The sequence below is a fragment of the Vibrio sp. 1978 genome (assembly GCF_033344345.1).
This window is the reverse complement of the sequence record NZ_JAWPOP010000006.1, coordinates 115,861-133,006: the sequence shown is the minus strand read 5'-3', so window position 1 is coordinate 133,006 and position 17,146 is coordinate 115,861. Positions and strand designations below refer to the sequence as shown.

At 47.2% G+C, this 17,146-nt stretch carries 15 protein-coding genes; 8 read left to right on the top strand and 7 right to left on the bottom strand.

Annotation, left to right across the window (positions count from 1 at the left end; genetic code table 11):
- The first annotated feature begins 44 nt into the window (after positions 1 to 44).
- The 3 genes from trmH (at position 45) to R8N49_RS08400 (ending at position 4,684) form a co-directional block, all read left to right on the top strand.
- A complete protein-coding gene (gene trmH, locus R8N49_RS08410; protein ID WP_017635001.1) occupies positions 45 to 728 on the top strand; it encodes a tRNA (guanosine(18)-2'-O)-methyltransferase TrmH in 684 nt (227 codons plus the stop codon).
- Between the two features lie 253 nt (positions 729 to 981).
- Complete coding sequence (recG, locus tag R8N49_RS08405; protein ID WP_186584541.1) at positions 982 to 3,063, top strand: ATP-dependent DNA helicase RecG; 2,082 nt, start codon at positions 982 to 984, stop codon at positions 3,061 to 3,063.
- A 232-nt stretch (positions 3,064 to 3,295) separates the two neighbouring features.
- A complete protein-coding gene (locus tag R8N49_RS08400) occupies positions 3,296 to 4,684 on the top strand; it encodes a uracil-xanthine permease family protein (protein ID WP_186584542.1) in 1,389 nt (462 codons plus the stop codon).
- Positions 4,685 to 4,755: 71 nt separating this feature from the next.
- Here the strand turns inward: R8N49_RS08400 and envZ are convergent, their stop codons facing one another.
- The 5 genes from envZ to R8N49_RS08375 form a co-directional block, all read right to left on the bottom strand.
- Positions 4,756 to 6,048: a two-component system sensor histidine kinase EnvZ gene (envZ, locus tag R8N49_RS08395; protein WP_017820700.1), complete on the bottom strand. Its 1,293-nt coding sequence runs from the start codon at positions 6,046 to 6,048 to the stop codon at positions 4,756 to 4,758.
- 102 nt (positions 6,049 to 6,150) lie between these two features.
- Positions 6,151 to 6,870, bottom strand: a complete 720-nt coding sequence (gene ompR, locus R8N49_RS08390; protein WP_005379333.1) for a two-component system response regulator OmpR — start codon at positions 6,868 to 6,870, stop codon at positions 6,151 to 6,153.
- Positions 6,871 to 6,999: 129 nt separating this feature from the next.
- The gene (locus R8N49_RS08385; protein WP_017635004.1) at positions 7,000 to 7,395 is read right to left on the bottom strand and encodes a DUF1090 domain-containing protein; all 396 of its coding nucleotides are present in this window, start codon (positions 7,393 to 7,395) and stop codon (positions 7,000 to 7,002) included.
- A 105-nt stretch (positions 7,396 to 7,500) separates the two neighbouring features.
- A complete protein-coding gene (gene greB, locus R8N49_RS08380; RefSeq protein WP_005379321.1) occupies positions 7,501 to 7,992 on the bottom strand; it encodes a transcription elongation factor GreB in 492 nt (163 codons plus the stop codon).
- Between the two features lie 117 nt (positions 7,993 to 8,109).
- Positions 8,110 to 9,990, bottom strand: a complete 1,881-nt coding sequence (locus R8N49_RS08375; RefSeq protein ID WP_186584544.1) for an ATP-dependent zinc protease — start codon at positions 9,988 to 9,990, stop codon at positions 8,110 to 8,112.
- Between the two features lie 229 nt (positions 9,991 to 10,219).
- Between R8N49_RS08375 and R8N49_RS08370 the strand changes: the two genes are divergently transcribed.
- The gene (locus R8N49_RS08370; protein WP_318189911.1) at positions 10,220 to 12,541 is read left to right on the top strand and encodes a Tex family protein; all 2,322 of its coding nucleotides are present in this window, start codon (positions 10,220 to 10,222) and stop codon (positions 12,539 to 12,541) included.
- Positions 12,542 to 12,645: 104 nt separating this feature from the next.
- Here the strand turns inward: R8N49_RS08370 and R8N49_RS08365 are convergent, their stop codons facing one another.
- Positions 12,646 to 13,110 carry a hypothetical protein gene (locus R8N49_RS08365; protein ID WP_005379316.1) on the bottom strand — a complete coding sequence of 155 codons (465 nt, stop codon included), beginning with the start codon at positions 13,108 to 13,110 and terminating at the stop codon, positions 12,646 to 12,648.
- Between the two features lie 124 nt (positions 13,111 to 13,234).
- Positions 13,235 to 14,002: a pimeloyl-ACP methyl ester esterase BioH gene (bioH, locus tag R8N49_RS08360; RefSeq protein WP_005384724.1), complete on the bottom strand. Its 768-nt coding sequence runs from the start codon at positions 14,000 to 14,002 to the stop codon at positions 13,235 to 13,237.
- An 84-nt stretch (positions 14,003 to 14,086) separates the two neighbouring features.
- Between bioH and R8N49_RS08355 the strand changes: the two genes are divergently transcribed.
- From R8N49_RS08355 to cysQ, 4 genes are all read left to right on the top strand, one after another.
- Positions 14,087 to 14,812 carry a ComF family protein gene (locus R8N49_RS08355; RefSeq protein WP_186584546.1) on the top strand — a complete coding sequence of 242 codons (726 nt, stop codon included), beginning with the start codon at positions 14,087 to 14,089 and terminating at the stop codon, positions 14,810 to 14,812.
- A 97-nt stretch (positions 14,813 to 14,909) separates the two neighbouring features.
- Positions 14,910 to 15,494, top strand: coding sequence for a Fe-S biogenesis protein NfuA (nfuA, locus tag R8N49_RS08350; RefSeq protein WP_005379313.1), 585 nt, complete (start codon positions 14,910 to 14,912; stop codon positions 15,492 to 15,494).
- 176 nt (positions 15,495 to 15,670) lie between these two features.
- Positions 15,671 to 16,240 carry an ADP compounds hydrolase NudE gene (nudE, locus tag R8N49_RS08345; RefSeq protein WP_005379309.1) on the top strand — a complete coding sequence of 190 codons (570 nt, stop codon included), beginning with the start codon at positions 15,671 to 15,673 and terminating at the stop codon, positions 16,238 to 16,240.
- Between the two features lie 44 nt (positions 16,241 to 16,284).
- Positions 16,285 to 17,112, top strand: a complete 828-nt coding sequence (gene cysQ, locus R8N49_RS08340; RefSeq protein WP_005379308.1) for a 3'(2'),5'-bisphosphate nucleotidase CysQ — start codon at positions 16,285 to 16,287, stop codon at positions 17,110 to 17,112.
- The last annotated feature ends 34 nt before the right edge of the window (positions 17,113 to 17,146 follow it).

Below are 17,146 nucleotides of genomic sequence, written 5' to 3'. Positions count from 1 at the left end.
GCCACCTACTCTGTTAGGTGGCGATTTTTTATACCTCAATAAATATGAACCTAGAACGTTACAACCGTATTCACCAAGTCCTAAAAACTCGCCAAACTGATCTGACACTTTGTCTCGAAGAAGTACATAAGCCAAACAACGTCTCTGCCGTGATCCGCACCGCTGACGCGACAGGCTTACACAAAGTTCACGCAATTTGGCCTGACAAAATGCGTACGCTGAGCCATACCTCAGCTGGCGCGCGTAACTGGGTTGAAGTGGATACTCACGATTCGATTGAAACTGCGATTACCGAACTCAAAGCGCAAGGTATGCAGGTTTTGGTGACCAATCTTTCGGACACCGCCGTCGATTTTCGCGAGATCGACTACACCAGACCAACGGCAATCATTTTAGGCAGTGAAAAAGTTGGCGCTTCGGAGCAAGCCAAACAGCTTGCAGATCAAGACATTATTATCCCGATGGTGGGCATGGTGCAGTCACTAAACGTATCGGTTGCCAGTGCCGTAATTTTGTATGAAGCGCAACGTCAACGTGAAGCCGCAGGCATGTACGACCGAGAAGAAAGCGCTCTGCCTAAAGAGACAATCAACCGTATTCTCTTTGAACGTGGTCACCCAGTGCTGGCAAAGGTCGCGAAACGAAAAGGGCTCGTTTACCCACCACTCGATGAAGAAGGTCAAATCATCGCCGATGACGCGTGGTGGCAAGAGATGCAAAGCAAGTAACAGACTTTCGTCATCCTGAACGGCGGCAAAGGAGCGTGGTTCAGGATCTAATTCTCAAATATACAGATGCTGATAGTGTTAACTTCAGCGACATACTTGTTGAAAATAGAATCCTGATGTCGCTAAAGCTCCTCGGAATGATAGGTTATCAGTCAAATCATGACACTAACTAAAGCATGACTATTTTTTCCTGTACAAAAACACAGCTCCATGGTTAACATACTGCTATGTTAACCATTTTCTTGAGCCCTCTATGTCCGCCCAAATGTTATCTGCCGTCCCATTAACCTCCCTTTCTGGAGTTGGCGCGAAAGTCGCAGAAAAACTCGCCAAAGTTGGCTTACATAGCGTTCAAGATTTGCTGTTTCACCTTCCGTTACGCTACGAAGATCGTACTCGTATTTACCCTATTGCCAAACTGCATGCTGGCCTTTGGGCGGCCGTGCAAGGTAAGGTCATGGCAGTCGACACTATCTTCGGTAAGCGCAAAATGCTAACGGTAAAAATCAGCGACGGTAATGGCACTATCACGCTGCGCTTTTTCAACTTTACCGCAGCCATGAAGAACAATTTCACGCAAGGTAAGTTAGTGCATGCTTACGGTGAAATTAAGCGCGGTGGCATGGGTTTGGAAATTGTTCATCCTGACTACAAGTTTTACGTCAGCGAGCAAAAGCCCGATGTAGAACAGAGCTTAACCCCTGTTTATCCCACCACCGATGGATTGCGTCAAATCACATTACGCAACCTTACCGAACAAGCTTTAGCCCTGCTTGATAAAACCGCAGTGCAGGAATTACTTCCAGCGGGGTTGTATGACCATCAAATCACGATGTCGCAAGCGCTGCACACCATTCATCGCCCACCACCAACCATTAATTTAGATGAGTTTGACGAAGGCAAACACCCTGCCCAAATCCGCTTGATCATGGAAGAATTGCTCGCACAAAACTTATCGATGCTGGCGGTGCGTAGCAAAGGTCAGAAGGATTCAGCGCTACCTCTCGGTCCTTGTAATAAACTAAAAACGCAGCTTTTAGCCCAACTGCCTTTCTCTCCTACAAACGCTCAAACCCGAGTCGTACAAGAGATTGAAGCCGATCTAGAAAAACCGCACCCAATGATGCGATTAGTGCAAGGCGATGTTGGTTCAGGGAAAACGTTGGTTGCCGCTTTGGCCGCAGTTAGAGCCATTGAGCATGGCCATCAGGTGGCACTCATGGCGCCAACCGAACTATTGGCCGAGCAACACGCTATCAACTTCGCAAACTGGTTTGAGAGAATGGGCATTCAAGTCGGTTGGTTAGCGGGCAAACTCAAAGGTAAGGCAAAGGAAGCCGAGCTGGCTCGTATTGCCAGTGGTGAAGCGCAAATGGTAGTGGGTACTCACGCGCTATTCCAAGAGCACGTTGAATTTCATCACCTTGCTTTGGTCATCATTGATGAACAACACCGCTTCGGTGTCCATCAGCGATTAGAATTGCGTGAAAAAGGCGCAAAACAAGGCGCTTATCCTCATCAGTTGATCATGACGGCGACGCCTATTCCTCGAACCTTAGCGATGACCGCTTACGCCGATCTGGAAACTTCCGTGATTGACGAGCTACCACCGGGTCGAACGCCGATTCAAACCGTTGCCATTCCTGATACAAAACGTGACGACATCGTCGAGCGTGTCCGAAATGCCTGCTTAAACGAAGGCAAGCAGGCATATTGGGTGTGTACCCTGATTGATGAATCGGAAGTACTAGAAGCGCAAGCCGCGGCAGATACCGCAGAAGAGCTTCAACGTAAACTGCCGGACGTAAAAATTGGTCTAGTACACGGACGAATGAAGCCGGCAGAGAAACAAGCGGTGATGCAAGATTTCAAAGACAATAAACTGCATTTGCTGGTCGCAACGACAGTGATTGAAGTTGGTGTGGATGTACCAAACTCTAGCTTGATGATCATAGAAAACCCTGAACGTCTTGGTTTGGCACAATTACACCAGTTAAGAGGTCGCGTGGGCCGAGGTTCCGTTGCTAGCCATTGTGTGCTGCTGTACCACTCTCCGCTGTCAAAAACCGCGCAAAAACGTCTCGGAGTACTACGTGAAAGTAACGATGGCTTCGTCATTGCGCAGAAAGACCTAGAAATTCGTGGCCCTGGAGAACTATTGGGTACAAAGCAGACAGGTCTTGCTGATTTCAAAATCGCAGACTTAGTTCGAGATCAACGCCTGATTCCCGAAGTTCAGCGCATTGCGCGTCATATTCATGACAATTACCCGTCTAACGCAACAGCGATTATCGATCGCTGGTTGGGTGAGCGGGATATTTACTCCAAAGCATAATGATTGAAAGCGAGCCAAATGGCTCGTTTTTTAATGCGCCAAAAACAAAGCAAACGTTTGCTTTTTGAGTAAATCTCTCTATAATCGCGCACAAATTTTTAAGTGTGTTAGATCACACTCCACCAACCTGAGTTGACTCTGATTAACAGCAATCACAGGTAACGACGTCAACTCCACCCTGCTCTCCCATTCAGCGAGAACTAGGGAAATATTGCGACTAGCGAGACAAACAATGACAACTTCAAACCGATCTTCGGAACTGGTCTATCAACTCAACGATCGACCACCTTTGCCTCAAACCATTTTTGCCGCACTTCAGCACTTATTGGCGATGTTCGTCGCGGTTATCACTCCGTCACTGATCATCTGTCAGTCTTTGGGTGTACCTGCAGACCAAACGAACACCATCATCAGCATGTCTTTATTTGCGTCAGGCGTGTCTTCGTTTATTCAAATTCGCACCGTTGGCCCAATTGGCTCTGGTTTGCTCTCTGTTCAAGGCACCAGCTTTAACTTTTTAGGTCCTATTATTGGTGCAGGCCTATCGCTGAAAGCCGGTGGAGCAGACATCAGCACCATGATGGCTGCCATTTTTGGTACGATTTTAGTCGCATCATTTGCAGAAATTTTCCTATCTCGCGTATTGGAGCATGCCCGCCGAATCATCACTCCGCTCGTTTCAGGCATCGTCGTCACTCTTATCGGTCTCACACTGATTCAAGTCGGCTTAGTATCAATGGGCGGTGGCTACGCAGCATTAAATGAAGGAACCTTCGGCAGCTTAGACAAACTTGCTCTGGCTGGGACGGTACTTGGATTAATTGTGATTTTAAACCGCTCGAAAAACCCATACATCCGTGTGGCTTCAATCGTGATTGCGATGCTAGTGGGCTACATCATGGCGTATTTTATGGGGATGGTAGATACTTCTCAGCTAGGCGCAACCGAGATCGTAGCACTGCCCGTACCAATGCAATATGGCTTATCGTTTGACTGGTCTCTGTTCATTCCGCTGGTACTGATTTTCTTTATTACCGCACTAGAAGCCATCGGTGATATTACCGCAACATCTGAAGTGTCTGGTGAGCCAGTAAAAGGCCCAGTGTACATGAAACGCATTAAGGGCGGTGTGTTAGCAGACGGCTTAAACTCTGCAATCGCAGCCGTTTTCAACAGCTTCCCGAACTCAACGTTTAGCCAGAATAACGGCATCATCATGCTAACAGGAGTCGCGAGCCGCTACGTGGGTTACTTTATTTCTGGCATGTTAGTGATTCTTGGCTTGTTTCCTAGCGTCGCTAGCTTTGTTCAGCTGATTCCTGAGCCAGTACTTGGCGGCGCAACGATTGTCATGTTTGGTACAATTGCTGCCGCTGGTGTGCGTATTATCTCTCGTGTTGAGCTCGATCGCCGCGCAATTCTGATCATGGCCTTATCCTTCTCAATGGGACTTGGTATCGCACAAAAACCAGAGATCCTGCAATTTATGCCAGAATTTATTAAGAGTATTTTCTCAACTGGTGTTGCAGCAGGTGGCATCACAGCGATCATTTTAAATCTACTTCTGCCAGAGAAACTGGAAGACGAAGATGAACTTCCTCAGGAAGTGAAAGAGTCTTAAGATTATTGAGAATAAGAAAAGCCCAACCTATTTAGGTTGGGCTTTTTGTTTAAAGGGTGCAGGCCATCGACTTACTTGGTAGGAAAGCTGATTTGAGCGATTAAACCGCCTTCACTGCGATTACGCATCACCACAGAGCCTGAATGCTGGCTGATTATGCGCTTCACAATCGCCAACCCTAGCCCAGTGCCTTCACTACCGCGAGCGGTGTCACCACGCGTAAAGGGTTCAAATAACCTCGCGATTTGAGAATGCTCGATACCCGGTCCGTTGTCCTCTACTGAAATCCACACTAGCTGCTTATCTGCTGTCACACCAGTGCTGATTTTGACCCAGCCATTGCCATAACGTAGCGCATTCACAACTAAGTTACTGATCGCCCGCTTAATCGCAATCGCACTTCCTTTGGCTGGCGGCAAGTTAAGATTAAGATCTGTTTCAATTTCAACCTCATAACCACCTTCAGAACTGGCGACATCACTGGCAATCGTACTGATATCAACCGCTTCAAACGATTCTTGGTTCACCGGTTTGAGGTAATCCATAAACTGACTGATGATCTCATTACATTCTTCCGTATCGCTAATGATCCCCTCCGCAAGATAGCTGTCCTCAGGAGACATCATTTCTGTCGCTAGGCGAATACGCGTCAGAGGTGTTCGTAAGTCATGGCTAATCCCTGCCATTAATAAGGCTCGGTCTTCTTCTAGCTCTTGAATACCTTTCGACATTTGATTAAAGGCTCGAGTTACAGAGCGAATCTCCGATGCGCCTTTCTCTGCTAAGGGGGGCGGGATCTCACCTCGACCGACGTCTTTCGCGGCTCTCTCTAAAGCCAAAAGTGGACGGTTTTGCAAACGAATAAACAACCAACCACCTGCAATGATCAGCAGCGCCATAATCAAGCTGTTACGAAACAGCGGGGCAAAATCTTCTTCTTGCAGCTCAGATAACGGAATACGAATGATGGAGTTCGGCAACTTTTCGATGTGCATCCACAAAATGTAACTTTCATCGCCAAGCAATAAGCGCACTTCTGTGGGCGAACCCAGCTCTTGGCTCATTTCTTCAGACATCAAATCAATCGACATTGCGTGATGAAATTCAATCGCCTTATCGCTATCGAGACTATGAACCGTCACCCCTAATCTTTCTAACAATTGACGCCTTAACGGTGCATCAGACTTTAAAGGTCCTTCATCATCAAGCACCAAATTGAGCTCATGGGCGAGAATTTTATTGAACTGCTGCAAACTCGGCATCAACGCGTAGTTAAAAACGGCGTAGTAAGAGAAAACTTGGCTCGCGAGAAGCAAAGAGATGAACAGCAGAATAGATTGTGTCAGTGAACTTCGGATGCGCATGGAACGTTCCTAGTGGTCCTAATCGCGAAATTTCAGCCTTCAAAGGGAAGGTAATGAAGGCTGAAGTTGCTATAGCCAAGTGCTGGCTATGGAGTGAAGAGATTACACCTCTTTGCCGTCTGGGACGAAAACATAACCTAGGCCCCACACGGTTTGAATGTAGCGCGGCTTGCTCGGATCGTCTTCTAACATGCGACGTAAGCGTGAGATTTGTACGTCAATAGAGCGTTCCATTGCAGAATATTCACGGCCACGCGCCATGTTCATCAATTTATCTCGTGACATTGGCTCACGCGCATTCATCACGAGCGCCTTTAGGACAGCAAACTCTCCAGAGGTGAGTGGCATTGCCTCGTCACCGCGGAACATCTCGCGAGTGCCTAGATTGAGTCGGAACTCCCCGAACTCCACCACTTTTTCTTCCGTGCTTGGTGCACCCGGCAACTCTACAGTTTGGCGGCGTAATACTGCCTTGATGCGAGCCAACAATTCGCGTGGGTTAAACGGTTTTGGCAAATAATCATCCGCCCCTACCTCAAGACCTACGATGCGGTCCACTTCATCACCTTTCGCGGTGAGCATTAAGATTGGCAACATATTGTTCGCGTGGCGTAGACGACGACAAATTGACAAACCGTCTTCACCTGGCAACATTAGGTCCAGCACCATTAAGTGAAAGTTTTCGCGCGTTAGTAGGCGATCCATCTGTTCGCCATTGGCGACACTTCGTACCTGAAAACCTTGCTCAGAAAGGTAACGCTCCAATAGAGCACGTAAACGAGCATCGTCATCAACCACTAAAATTTTATGATTTTCTTGCATTGAAACATCCTTTCAGAAGCGTCTATTGTCGAAAATGTATCACTGTTTTTCCTAACGTGCTCAAGCAAATTGTTACTCTTTTTATCTTAAGCGCTTTATTCTCTCTCTAGCAGGTATTTTCAGCACCTACTATTGACCATAATTCCATTCCAGTTCACGTTTGGCCTCAAGCAGCTCTTGCTGTGCCTCTGCCAGCTTGTGACGTTTTTTCTCAATTTTGTCTGCTTTCCCTGAATGCTGAGCTTCGACTAATTCTTCCTCTCGCTCCTCAACTTCTTTAGTCTTTTCTTCCACTTCTGCTTGCAGCTCTTGGCGCAGCTCACCTTCCGAGCATTCATTCTGGATAGCGGAAAGTGCTTGCTCCAAGCCTTTAATGCGATGCTCATTACCTTGCGCTTTTGCATACTCAAGCTGCTGCTCTACCGCTAACTCTTTAGCGTCACAGCCTTTCACTTCATCTTGAGCAAAAACTGAAAGTGAGAATCCTATTGTTAGTGCAGCACTACACATGACTGCTTTGTTCATTTTACTTCTCCGAGAAAGGCACCATGCCTTTATACCAAATATTCTGACGTTGAGACCCAAGTCACTTCTAGTGAACTTCATGAGACTTGAATCGGTGATAAAGCCTCAGTCTTCCGAGGCCGGTTGAGTATATTCAATTGAGTTGATGAACCACTCTTTTTCACCTTCTGGGGTGCGTACCGTGAACTCTTCATCCACTTGTTTTTTCAACATCGCTCGCGCCATAGGTGAATCGATCGAGATGTAGTCTTTCGCATCGCCGTAAATCTCTTCAGGCCCGACAATACGAAACTTTTTCACTTCTCCTGCCTCATTTTCTATTTCCACCCATGCACCAAAAAAGACTTTGCCTTCTTGTTGCGGAGAATAGTCAACGATCGTGACTTCTGGCAGGAATTTACGAAGGAAGCGGACACGACGGTCGATCTGACGGAGTAAACGTTTATTGAAGGTGTAATCCGCATTTTCTGAGCGATCGCCCAGGCTCGCCGCCCAAGTGACGATCTTGGTGATTTCCGGGCGCTTTTCATTCCAAAGGTAATCATGCTCTTGTTTGAGTTTGTTGTAACCTTCTCGTGTAATCAGCTTAGTTTTCAAATTAACTCCTATCTCAACTAAAAAATGCTGCTCTTTGGCAGCATTAAGGAGATGATATACCCAAAGATCCAATGTTGTTCAGGCTTTGGGTATCAAGGTGATAAGGCGGCCAGAGTGTTACTTTTCGTAATCCGGTTTTTGCGTCACGATGTAATTCGTATCACTCGAAACAACCGCGCCATGTTTTAGGAAGTTTTTACCTAAAATCATGCTGTAATGGAAGCGACCTCGGTCCTGTAAGTTGACTCGGATCTTCTTCTCTAATTCGCCAAGCTTAACATGCATTTCAACCACAGGGCGTACGTTCGCTTTCTCGCCTTTCTTAGCTTTAATACGCATGACATCAACAACAGGCTTGGTAAACGCCTGTTTCATGCCAAGATCGTTCTCATAGGTAAAGCTCACCATGTCTTTGCCGTCTTTCTTAAACTGCTTGATGTTCTTAGCATTGATTGAGCTTACATCTGCACCCGTGTCTAACTTCACAGGGAAAGACATCCCCTCAACTTCCGCCACTTCGATATGGCCAGCTTTGAAAAGTGGCCTTACATCTAGTAGATGGTCTGCGCGAGTGTTCAGCAACACACCACCCTTGGCTATGTCATGACCAAAGACGAAAAAGGGTTGAGTGTCACCCTCATCAAGCACATCGAGCGCAAACTTCATTGATGTGTCTCTCCTACCGAGAAGAAAGTCTCCTTCAACAACAGGGCGAACCGCGCTGCCAACCTTGAGCTTTTTCAACACTGGTTTGGTGATTTTTTCTTCTTTCCCCTCATCGTTCATTAAATAAAACGTGACGGACTCATCCTTACCTTTTTCTGTTACTTCAAACCCATTTACACGCAGTAATGGCGTTTTCACAGTAAAAGTGGGGTAAGCAGGGACGGTATAACCATCAATGGTGACCTGTTCTTCTGGTGAAACGACAAGAGGTTTTGATTTGAGTGCGCTTTTGAACGTTTTTTCTACGCCACCCAATAGATTTTCTCTGTCCGTATCAATAACAAAGTGCTGACTCGCAACGTCCCGACCTAAGCGAATTTGCGAACTGAACTTACTGCGATCACGCAGATACACCAACCAACGTTGAGTTTCATTTTCGCCGACTTTGACGGGTAAATAGACTAAAGGACGCTCGCTTTTGGTCGTTTTCAACATTCGTACCAAGGGTAATGTCATTGGATGACGCTTGCCATTCTCGCCCTCTAACATAAAAGAGACTTCGTTATGCTTTTTGTCTACCTTGATGTCCAGTGCATGGACGTTGGTATAACGGCTAGAAGTTGAGATGCTGATCTTATATGGCACACCTTCGACTTCAACCGTCTCTTTTTTGCCAATCATTTTTGCGCTTGGCTGTTCTTGAAGATAATCGTAACCAGCGAAGACCCATGCGTTATCATCGAGATAAGTTTTACCAATCAAGATAGGAGAAGAGAATTGCGTACGCTTGGTCAGGTTCACTTCCGTATCAACGGTGTGACCAGCGATTGTCATCGGCATTTTTATTGTCGGGCGTAGGATGGGCTTTTTGCTTGTTCGACTGCGAATCGCGCTCACTCTTTCCAGATCATCGGTAATCTGTATTTCCTTCCCTGTATAAGGGTGAGGAACCGTAAAGCTAACCTTTACTTGATATGGCTTAAAGCTGTCGGCGTCCCACTTTGCCTTCGTACCACCTAAGTCATCGACAATCGCCCAAAGTAACTCGTTATCTTTCAAATCTTGGTAATCTGGGTGTGAGCTACTGACATGGATATTCTCCGCATGCATCGATGTCGTATCTGCACCAGTATCAATCTTGCCAATAAATGGCACCGCTTTTAGTTCCGGAATGTCACTGTAGTAGACGCTCTCCACACGCCCTAGTACCAATTTGTTATCGAGCTGATAAACGGGAGCTTGTGTGGTTCCTGAGATAGACTGCGCCCAACTAAGCGGGGCGGCAAGTAAGGCACTCGTAAGCGCTAACGCCAAAGACATTTTTTTCATCATGATTATCCGTATAAGCCGAGGTACATTTAGTGATATCAACAACCGTGGAATTAGGTTAGTCGATAACTGCGGATATAAGTTCTCAATTTAATTACAGTTTTGACATAAATCTGACTGATGTCCACCAGCGCCCGGTAAATTTTTGCCTCGTTAATTTAAAACATTGCAAATTCTTCGAATGACCCCAATGTTCTATACAACCAAAACCGAATTAAAAGAGAAAACACGGATGAGCCAAGCTATCTGTCGCATGATTGCTCAAGAACTGAATATTCGCCCAGAGCAAGTCAACGCCGCTGTCACCCTAATTGATGATGGCAACACTGTCCCTTTTATTGCACGTTACCGCAAAGAGGTGACGGGGGGCCTTGATGATACCCAGCTGCGTACTTTGGACAGCCGTCTGTCTTACCTTCGTGAAATGGATGATCGCCGTCAAACCATCCTCAGATCAATCCAAGAGCAAGGCAAACTGACGCCAGAGCTAGAACAAGAGATCGCGCAGGCAGACAGCAAAACTCGTCTTGAAGACTTATACCTACCTTACAAACCCAAGCGTCGTACGAAAGGTCAGATCGCGATTGAGGCTGGTCTTGAGCCACTCGCAGATCAACTTTGGAATCATCCACAAACCGAGCCAGAACGCGAAGCAAGCAAATACCTTGATGCAGACAAAGGCATCGCAGACACCAAAGCTGCATTGGATGGCGCTCGCGCGATCATCATGGAGCGCATCGCAGAAGACGCAAACTTACTGGAAAAAATTCGCAACCACTTAAATCGCAATGCGGAACTGGTCTCACGAGTCGTTGAAGGTAAAGAGCAAGAAGGCGAGAAGTTTAAAGATTACTTCAACCACAACGAGCCCCTAAGCAAAGTGCCATCGCACCGCGCACTGGCGATGTTGCGTGGCCGTAACGAAGGCTTCCTGACATTGGCAATGAATGCTGATCCAGAACAGGAAGAAGGCGCTCGTCAGTCTTACTGCGAAACGATTATCGCCGACCATTATGGCGTGACGCTAAGCAGCGCACCGGCGGATACCTGGCGTAAGCAAGTGATCAGCTGGGCATGGCGCATCAAAGTATCGATGCACATGGAAACCGAGCTAATGGGCGCAATGAAAGAGCGCGCTGAAATCGAAGCGATTGAAGTATTCGCCACTAACCTAAAAGACTTGTTGATGGCAGCACCGGCTGGCCCTCGTGCAACACTTGGTCTCGATCCGGGTCTGCGTACAGGTTCAAAAATCGCGGTTGTCGACTCAACAGGTAAAGTGCTTGCAACCGAAACCATCTACCCTCACCCACCACAAAAACAATACGACAAGTCAGCACAAATCGTTGAGCAGTTGGTGCGTAAGTACAACGTGGATTTGATTGCGATTGGTAACGGTACGGCTTCACGTGAAACCGACAGCTTTGTCGCAGACGTCATCAAACGTGGCAACCTGAAAGTTCAGAAGATCATCGTAAGTGAAGCGGGGGCTTCGGTTTACTCAGCGTCTGAGCTTGCAGCAAAAGAGTTCCCGAATATGGACGTATCACTGCGTGGTGCAGTGTCGATTGCACGTCGTTTGCAAGATCCATTGGCTGAACTCGTGAAAATTGATCCGAAATCTATTGGTGTGGGTCAATACCAGCACGATGTAAGCCAATCTATGTTGGCAAAACGCCTAGATGCGATTGTGGAAGACTGTGTAAACGCGGTTGGTGTTGATGTGAACACTGCTTCTGCGGCGCTACTGACGCGCGTAGCAGGCTTATCAAGCACCATCGCGCAGAACATTGTCGACTTCCGCGATGAAAACGGTCGCTTCGAAGCACGTACAACCTTGAAGAAAGTACCTCGTTTAGGTCCTAAGGCGTTCGAGCAGTGTGCGGGCTTCCTGCGTATTATGGATGGTAAGAACCCACTTGATGCGTCTGCGGTTCACCCAGAAGCGTACCCAGTGGTCAAAGCGATTTCTGAAAAGAACAACAAAGATATCAAAGCGCTAATTGGTGATTCTAGCTTCCTAAAAGGTCTGCATGCGGTCGATTACACCGACGATAACTTCGGCGTTCCAACCATTACAGACATCATCAAAGAGCTGGATAAGCCGGGTCGTGACCCACGTCCAGAATTCAAAACGGCGACCTTTGCAGAAGGTGTAAACTCGGTATCTGACTTGGAACCGGGCATGATTCTAGAAGGCGTGGTGTCTAACGTAGCCAACTTCGGTGCCTTCGTTGATATCGGCGTTCACCAAGATGGTCTTGTGCATATTTCTGCACTGACAGATCGTTATGCGTCTGACCCACGTGAAGTGGTGAAAGCTGGCGACATCGTCAAAGTGAAAGTGATGGAAGTTGACGTGCAGCGTAAGCGTATTGGTCTATCGATGCGTATGAACGACGAACCGGGTCAAGACAACCGCAGCCAACGCTCATCAGCAGCGCCGCGTCGTAATGACCAACCGCAGCGTCGTCAGCCTCGCCGTGATGATTCGTCATCGAACAGCGCGATGGGCGGTGCGTTTGCTGCAGCGTTTGCTAAAGCGAAAAAGTAACCTTACCTAGGCTTCACCGCTAACGAGCTTTCATAACTAAAAAGAAAACGCTCCAATCAGTCAACCTGCTTGGAGCGTTTTTGTTTGAGTAGGATATTGAGTCGTCATAATACTGCTATCACTTCTGACGGGGTATGGGGAGCGACTGCATGACCATAATGAAACTTGATCACCTTCCTGCGCTTTTCCATTAATCCTTCATTGATCGCAGCATCCAAAATGCGCTTTGGTAAGCGAAAGCGGATCGCGTAGCCTTTCCCCTGGTCTTCACTATACGATTTGAGCGCAAGCAAACTAAAAAGCCGTTCTAGTGTATCTTCCGGCTCTTCTTGATAACGCGTGTCGACTTCCGTTTCCATATCATAATCAGGATGCTCTGAAGGATCCCAAGAAGACTGACGTCGGCGCTTGTCGTCACCTTTTACTTTTCGCTCTGCATTGGTTTTGGCCAATGCGACCGTTGGCGTTACAGGCTCTCGGACTTTATTGTCGCGAGCTGCTTGTTCCGTCTGCACATTCACGGATGGGGCGATCAGTGGCACACTTACGTTGGTCGGTGACACAATCATTGCGAACCCTCCTCAGAGTCGCCCAACTCGTCAATATGGCTTAGCTTTATTGGCTAATAAAACCTCACCAGCCTTTATATCGACCACTTTTTAAACAACTTGAGGTGTTTCCGCTCGCACTTGCTCAATCGTGAGCAAACTCTCGGATTTGAACACAAAATTCGTCATGTTCGGTGATAAAAGGCGCATGAGAGGACTGATTAAAAACAAACTGCTGGGTATGAGGCAACTGTTCACTTAAATCGTTAGCTACTTTAATTGGCACCAACCCATCTAAACGGCCATAAAGACGCAACATTGGAACAGAAAGAGACGTCAACGCATCGCGCAGATCCACATCAGCAAGGATGTTTAGCCCAACCAACAGCGATTCAGGGTTTGGCTGAGGGCGCGATAGTACCGCTTGCTTGAGCTGTTTAACGTCTTTACGCGCTGATGGGCTGCCCATCGCTTGCAACGCCATAAAGCGCTCAATGGTCAGTGAGAAATCTTCTAGCAACTGAGAGGTGAACGCACTCAGTACATTCGGTTGAATGCCACGCCACGGTTTTTCTGCGGCAAATTTAGGTGAGCTGGCAACCGTAATCAACTTAGCCACGCGCTCGGGCATATTTAATGCCACATGCGTCGCCACTAAACCTCCGAGGGACCAACCAAGCCAAATCGCTTTCTCTGGCGCACCTTGCACCACCAAGTTAGCAATATGGTCTAAATCTTCAGCATGAGATTCGGCGCTATGTCCGTACCCCGGAAGGTCAACCACATGAACTCGGAAATAAGGTTGAAGAGACTCGACTGTCTGCTGCCATACCGCACCATTCATGCCCCAACCATGAAGTAACACCAAATCTGGTCCCTGACCAAATGACTGCCAGTGTAATTTCGTGCTCATGCTCTCAATCTCTCCCACTTATTTTATTCCCTACGGCTTCAGCCAAGCGTTAGGCTGAGTAAAATATCACCATGAATAAACGCTATGTTATCTCATCACTGGCAAAACATCATGCATCGCGTATTGAGCAGTCAATGCGGCCTGTGTCGGTTCCCTATTCAAACACCAAGCCACACAAATACTCTGCGCTGGTGCGAGCACTGTTTAAAATACCTAACTCCGGTAAAACGATGTCAACGCTGCGGTTTATCATTACAGAAAGAAGAAATGAGTACGGATAGTATTTGTGGTGAATGTCTTTCAAAGCCACCGCCATGGCAAAGGCTATACACGTTAGGCGATTACGACTTTCCCCTTTCACGGGAAGTACAACGCTTTAAAGATCACGGAGAGTCTTGGCATGTAAAAGCATTAACCGAGCAACTGGCACAGTGCATCACCACGCCAGCTCCAATCATTACCAGTGTGCCATTGCACTGGCAGCGTTACCTGCGCCGGGGTTTTAATCAAAGTGATGTTTTAGCCCGACACCTCGCCAAGCAATTGCAGACTAATTTTGATGCGAAGGTCTTTCGTCGAGTAAGGCTCGCCCAATCACAGCGTGGTAATACCAAAACAAGCCGTGAACAAAACTTAAAAGGCGCGTTTATTCTCAATAAGCGCCCTCACTCTTCCCATGTTGCCATCGTCGATGATGTAGTCACCACAGGCAGTACCGTCCGACAATTATGTCATTTACTACTTGAAGTTGGCGTAGAAAGCATCGATATTTACTGCATCTGCAGAACACCTGCTCCTCGTTCTCTCTAGATCGCTTCGCCATGCCTTAGCATCAAAAAGACTAGACCCATACGTCAACAAGAGTAGAATAGCAGCAGTAACCTACAAATTTACTCGGGTATTCGTCGTGTCAAATATTACTATTACAGAAACTGCGCAAACGCATTTCGCTAACCTTTTAGGTCAACAACCTGAAGGCACTAACATTCGTATTTTCGTTGTGAACCCAGGTACACAAAACGCTGAGTGTGGCGTGTCTTACTGTCCACCAGAAGCAGTAGAATCGACCGACACTGAACTCTCTTACAGCGGTTTTTCAGCTTACGTTGATGAGCTAAGCCTGCCATTCCTTGAAGACGCTGAAATCGATTTTGTTACCGATAAAATGGGCTCTCAGTTAACGCTAAAAGCACCTAACGCTAAAATGCGTAAAGTTGCGGACGACGCACCACTGGTTGAGCGCGTTGAGTACGTTATCCAAACTCAAGTGAACCCACAACTTGCTGGCCACGGTGGTCACGTAAACTTGGTTGAGATCACTGAAGACGGTGTTGCGATTGTTGCATTTGGTGGCGGTTGTAATGGCTGTTCTATGGTTGACGTAACACTAAAAGAAGGCATCGAGAAAGAGCTGCTAAACCAGTTCATTGGTGAACTAACCGCAGTTCGTGATGCTACAGAACATGACCGTGGTGATCACTCTTACTACTAAGAGTAAACACTGTCAGAAAATGGGAGGCTTCGGTCTCCCATTTTTGTATCGATACTGAGGTGATGCTGAGATGCTTAGCTCGACTCGTAAAATCCGCTAGAAACTCAGGCGGAGTTCTCATATATTAAGAATCTTACGCATCTCGTAAACGCCAACGACACCAAGGAGCCAGCGTCATGCCGAAACGAACCCCACCAGAGATACTCTCATGCCAGACGGTTGCAAAATCCAAACTGTTTGCTGTGGAAGCGCTCGACCTTCGTTTTTCCAATGGTGAGCATCGTACTTATGAGCGTATGAAGCCAAGTGGACGAGATGCTGTAATGGTAGTCCCTGTAACAGAACAAGGCGATTTATTACTGGTGCGTGAATACGCCGCTGGAACTGAACGTTACGAGCTAGGTTTCCCAAAAGGGCTGATTGACCCAGGAGAAACACCACACCAAGCTGCGGATCGTGAGTTAAAAGAAGAAATCGGCTTTGGCTGTAATCAGTTAACCCCGTTGAAACAAGTTATCCTCGCGCCATCTTACTTTTCGAGCAAAATGACTCTATTTTTAGGACAGGCGCTTTATCCAGAGAAGCAAGAAGGCGATGAGCCTGAACCACTGGAAATTGTGCGTTGGCCACTTGCGCAAGCCGAAGAGTTATTAACTCACATGGATTTCTGTGAAGCACGAAGCATCACAGCGCTAATGTTGGCACTGAAACACTTACCAAACACCACTCACAAGCATAACCAATAACGGTCATTAGAACCGAATAACACTGTGAGTAAGGACTATCACTTATGCCAATGACAAAAGATCTATCTCACCTACTTCCTCAAGTCATCGAGATTGCCCGCAGTGCTGGGCAAATGATCCTCGAAATATATGAAAAGAAGCAATACGAGGCCTACACCAAAAGTGACGAAACTCCCGTAACAAGTGCGGATATTGCAGCTCACAAGTTCATCACTGAACGCTTGAGTGATCTGACGCCTGACATTCCCGTGTTGTCAGAAGAAGACGCAGACATAAGCTTAGAGCAACGCGCTCAGTGGGAACGTTATTGGTTAGTCGACCCTCTTGATGGTACTCAAGAATTCATCGCTCGCAGTGGTGACTTTGCCACTATTATTGCGTTGGTCGACAACAATCGACCAACCATGGGCGTCGTTTACGGCCCTGTATCTGGCGTGACTTACTACGCTTATAATGGCAAAGGCGCCTGGAAAATTCCCGACATGTCGGACAGCGTCAAAATCCATACACACAAACACGAACAGCCAGAGCAAAGCATCGCAATTGCTATTAGTCGTCGCCAAGACATCAATCGTATTACTAACCGTATGAGCAGCGCCTGGAATTACGACTTAATACCGCTCGGTTCTGCAGCATTGAAAGCATGCCTCGTCGCGGAAGGGGCGGTAGATTGCTATCTCCGACTAGGTCCAACAGGTGAGTGGGACACCGCTGCGACACAATGCATTGTTGAAGAAGCTGGCGGACGTATTCTCAGCACGCAATTAGAACCGCTGTCATATAACGAGCGGGAAACACTAGAAAACCCGAACTTTATTGTTCTTGGTGATGCGGATTTACCTTGGAATGAGATTTTACAACGCAAAGATTAAGCGCCCTATCGGTAAAATTTAGAGCACAAAATTC

Excerpts from the sequence above, each read along its gene's own strand:
- R8N49_RS08355 (WP_186584546.1), top strand. The coding sequence starts at position 14,087 with ATGTTATCTCATCACTGGCAAAACATCATGCATCGCGTATTGAGCAGT.
- trmH (WP_017635001.1), top strand. The coding sequence starts at position 45 with ATGAACCTAGAACGTTACAACCGTATTCACCAAGTCCTAAAAACTCGC.
- R8N49_RS08375 (WP_186584544.1), bottom strand. The coding sequence starts at position 9,990 with ATGATGAAAAAAATGTCTTTGGCGTTAGCGCTTACGAGTGCCTTACTT.
- nudE (WP_005379309.1), top strand. The coding sequence starts at position 15,671 with ATGCCGAAACGAACCCCACCAGAGATACTCTCATGCCAGACGGTTGCA.
- R8N49_RS08370 (WP_318189911.1), top strand. The coding sequence starts at position 10,220 with ATGAGCCAAGCTATCTGTCGCATGATTGCTCAAGAACTGAATATTCGC.
- R8N49_RS08385 (WP_017635004.1), bottom strand. The coding sequence starts at position 7,395 with ATGAACAAAGCAGTCATGTGTAGTGCTGCACTAACAATAGGATTCTCA.
- bioH (WP_005384724.1), bottom strand. The coding sequence starts at position 14,002 with ATGAGCACGAAATTACACTGGCAGTCATTTGGTCAGGGACCAGATTTG.
- recG (WP_186584541.1), top strand. The coding sequence starts at position 982 with ATGTCCGCCCAAATGTTATCTGCCGTCCCATTAACCTCCCTTTCTGGA.
- envZ (WP_017820700.1), bottom strand. The coding sequence starts at position 6,048 with ATGCGCATCCGAAGTTCACTGACACAATCTATTCTGCTGTTCATCTCT.
- cysQ (WP_005379308.1), top strand. The coding sequence starts at position 16,285 with ATGCCAATGACAAAAGATCTATCTCACCTACTTCCTCAAGTCATCGAG.
- R8N49_RS08365 (WP_005379316.1), bottom strand. The coding sequence starts at position 13,110 with ATGATTGTGTCACCGACCAACGTAAGTGTGCCACTGATCGCCCCATCC.
- R8N49_RS08400 (WP_186584542.1), top strand. The coding sequence starts at position 3,296 with ATGACAACTTCAAACCGATCTTCGGAACTGGTCTATCAACTCAACGAT.
- ompR (WP_005379333.1), bottom strand. The coding sequence starts at position 6,870 with ATGCAAGAAAATCATAAAATTTTAGTGGTTGATGACGATGCTCGTTTA.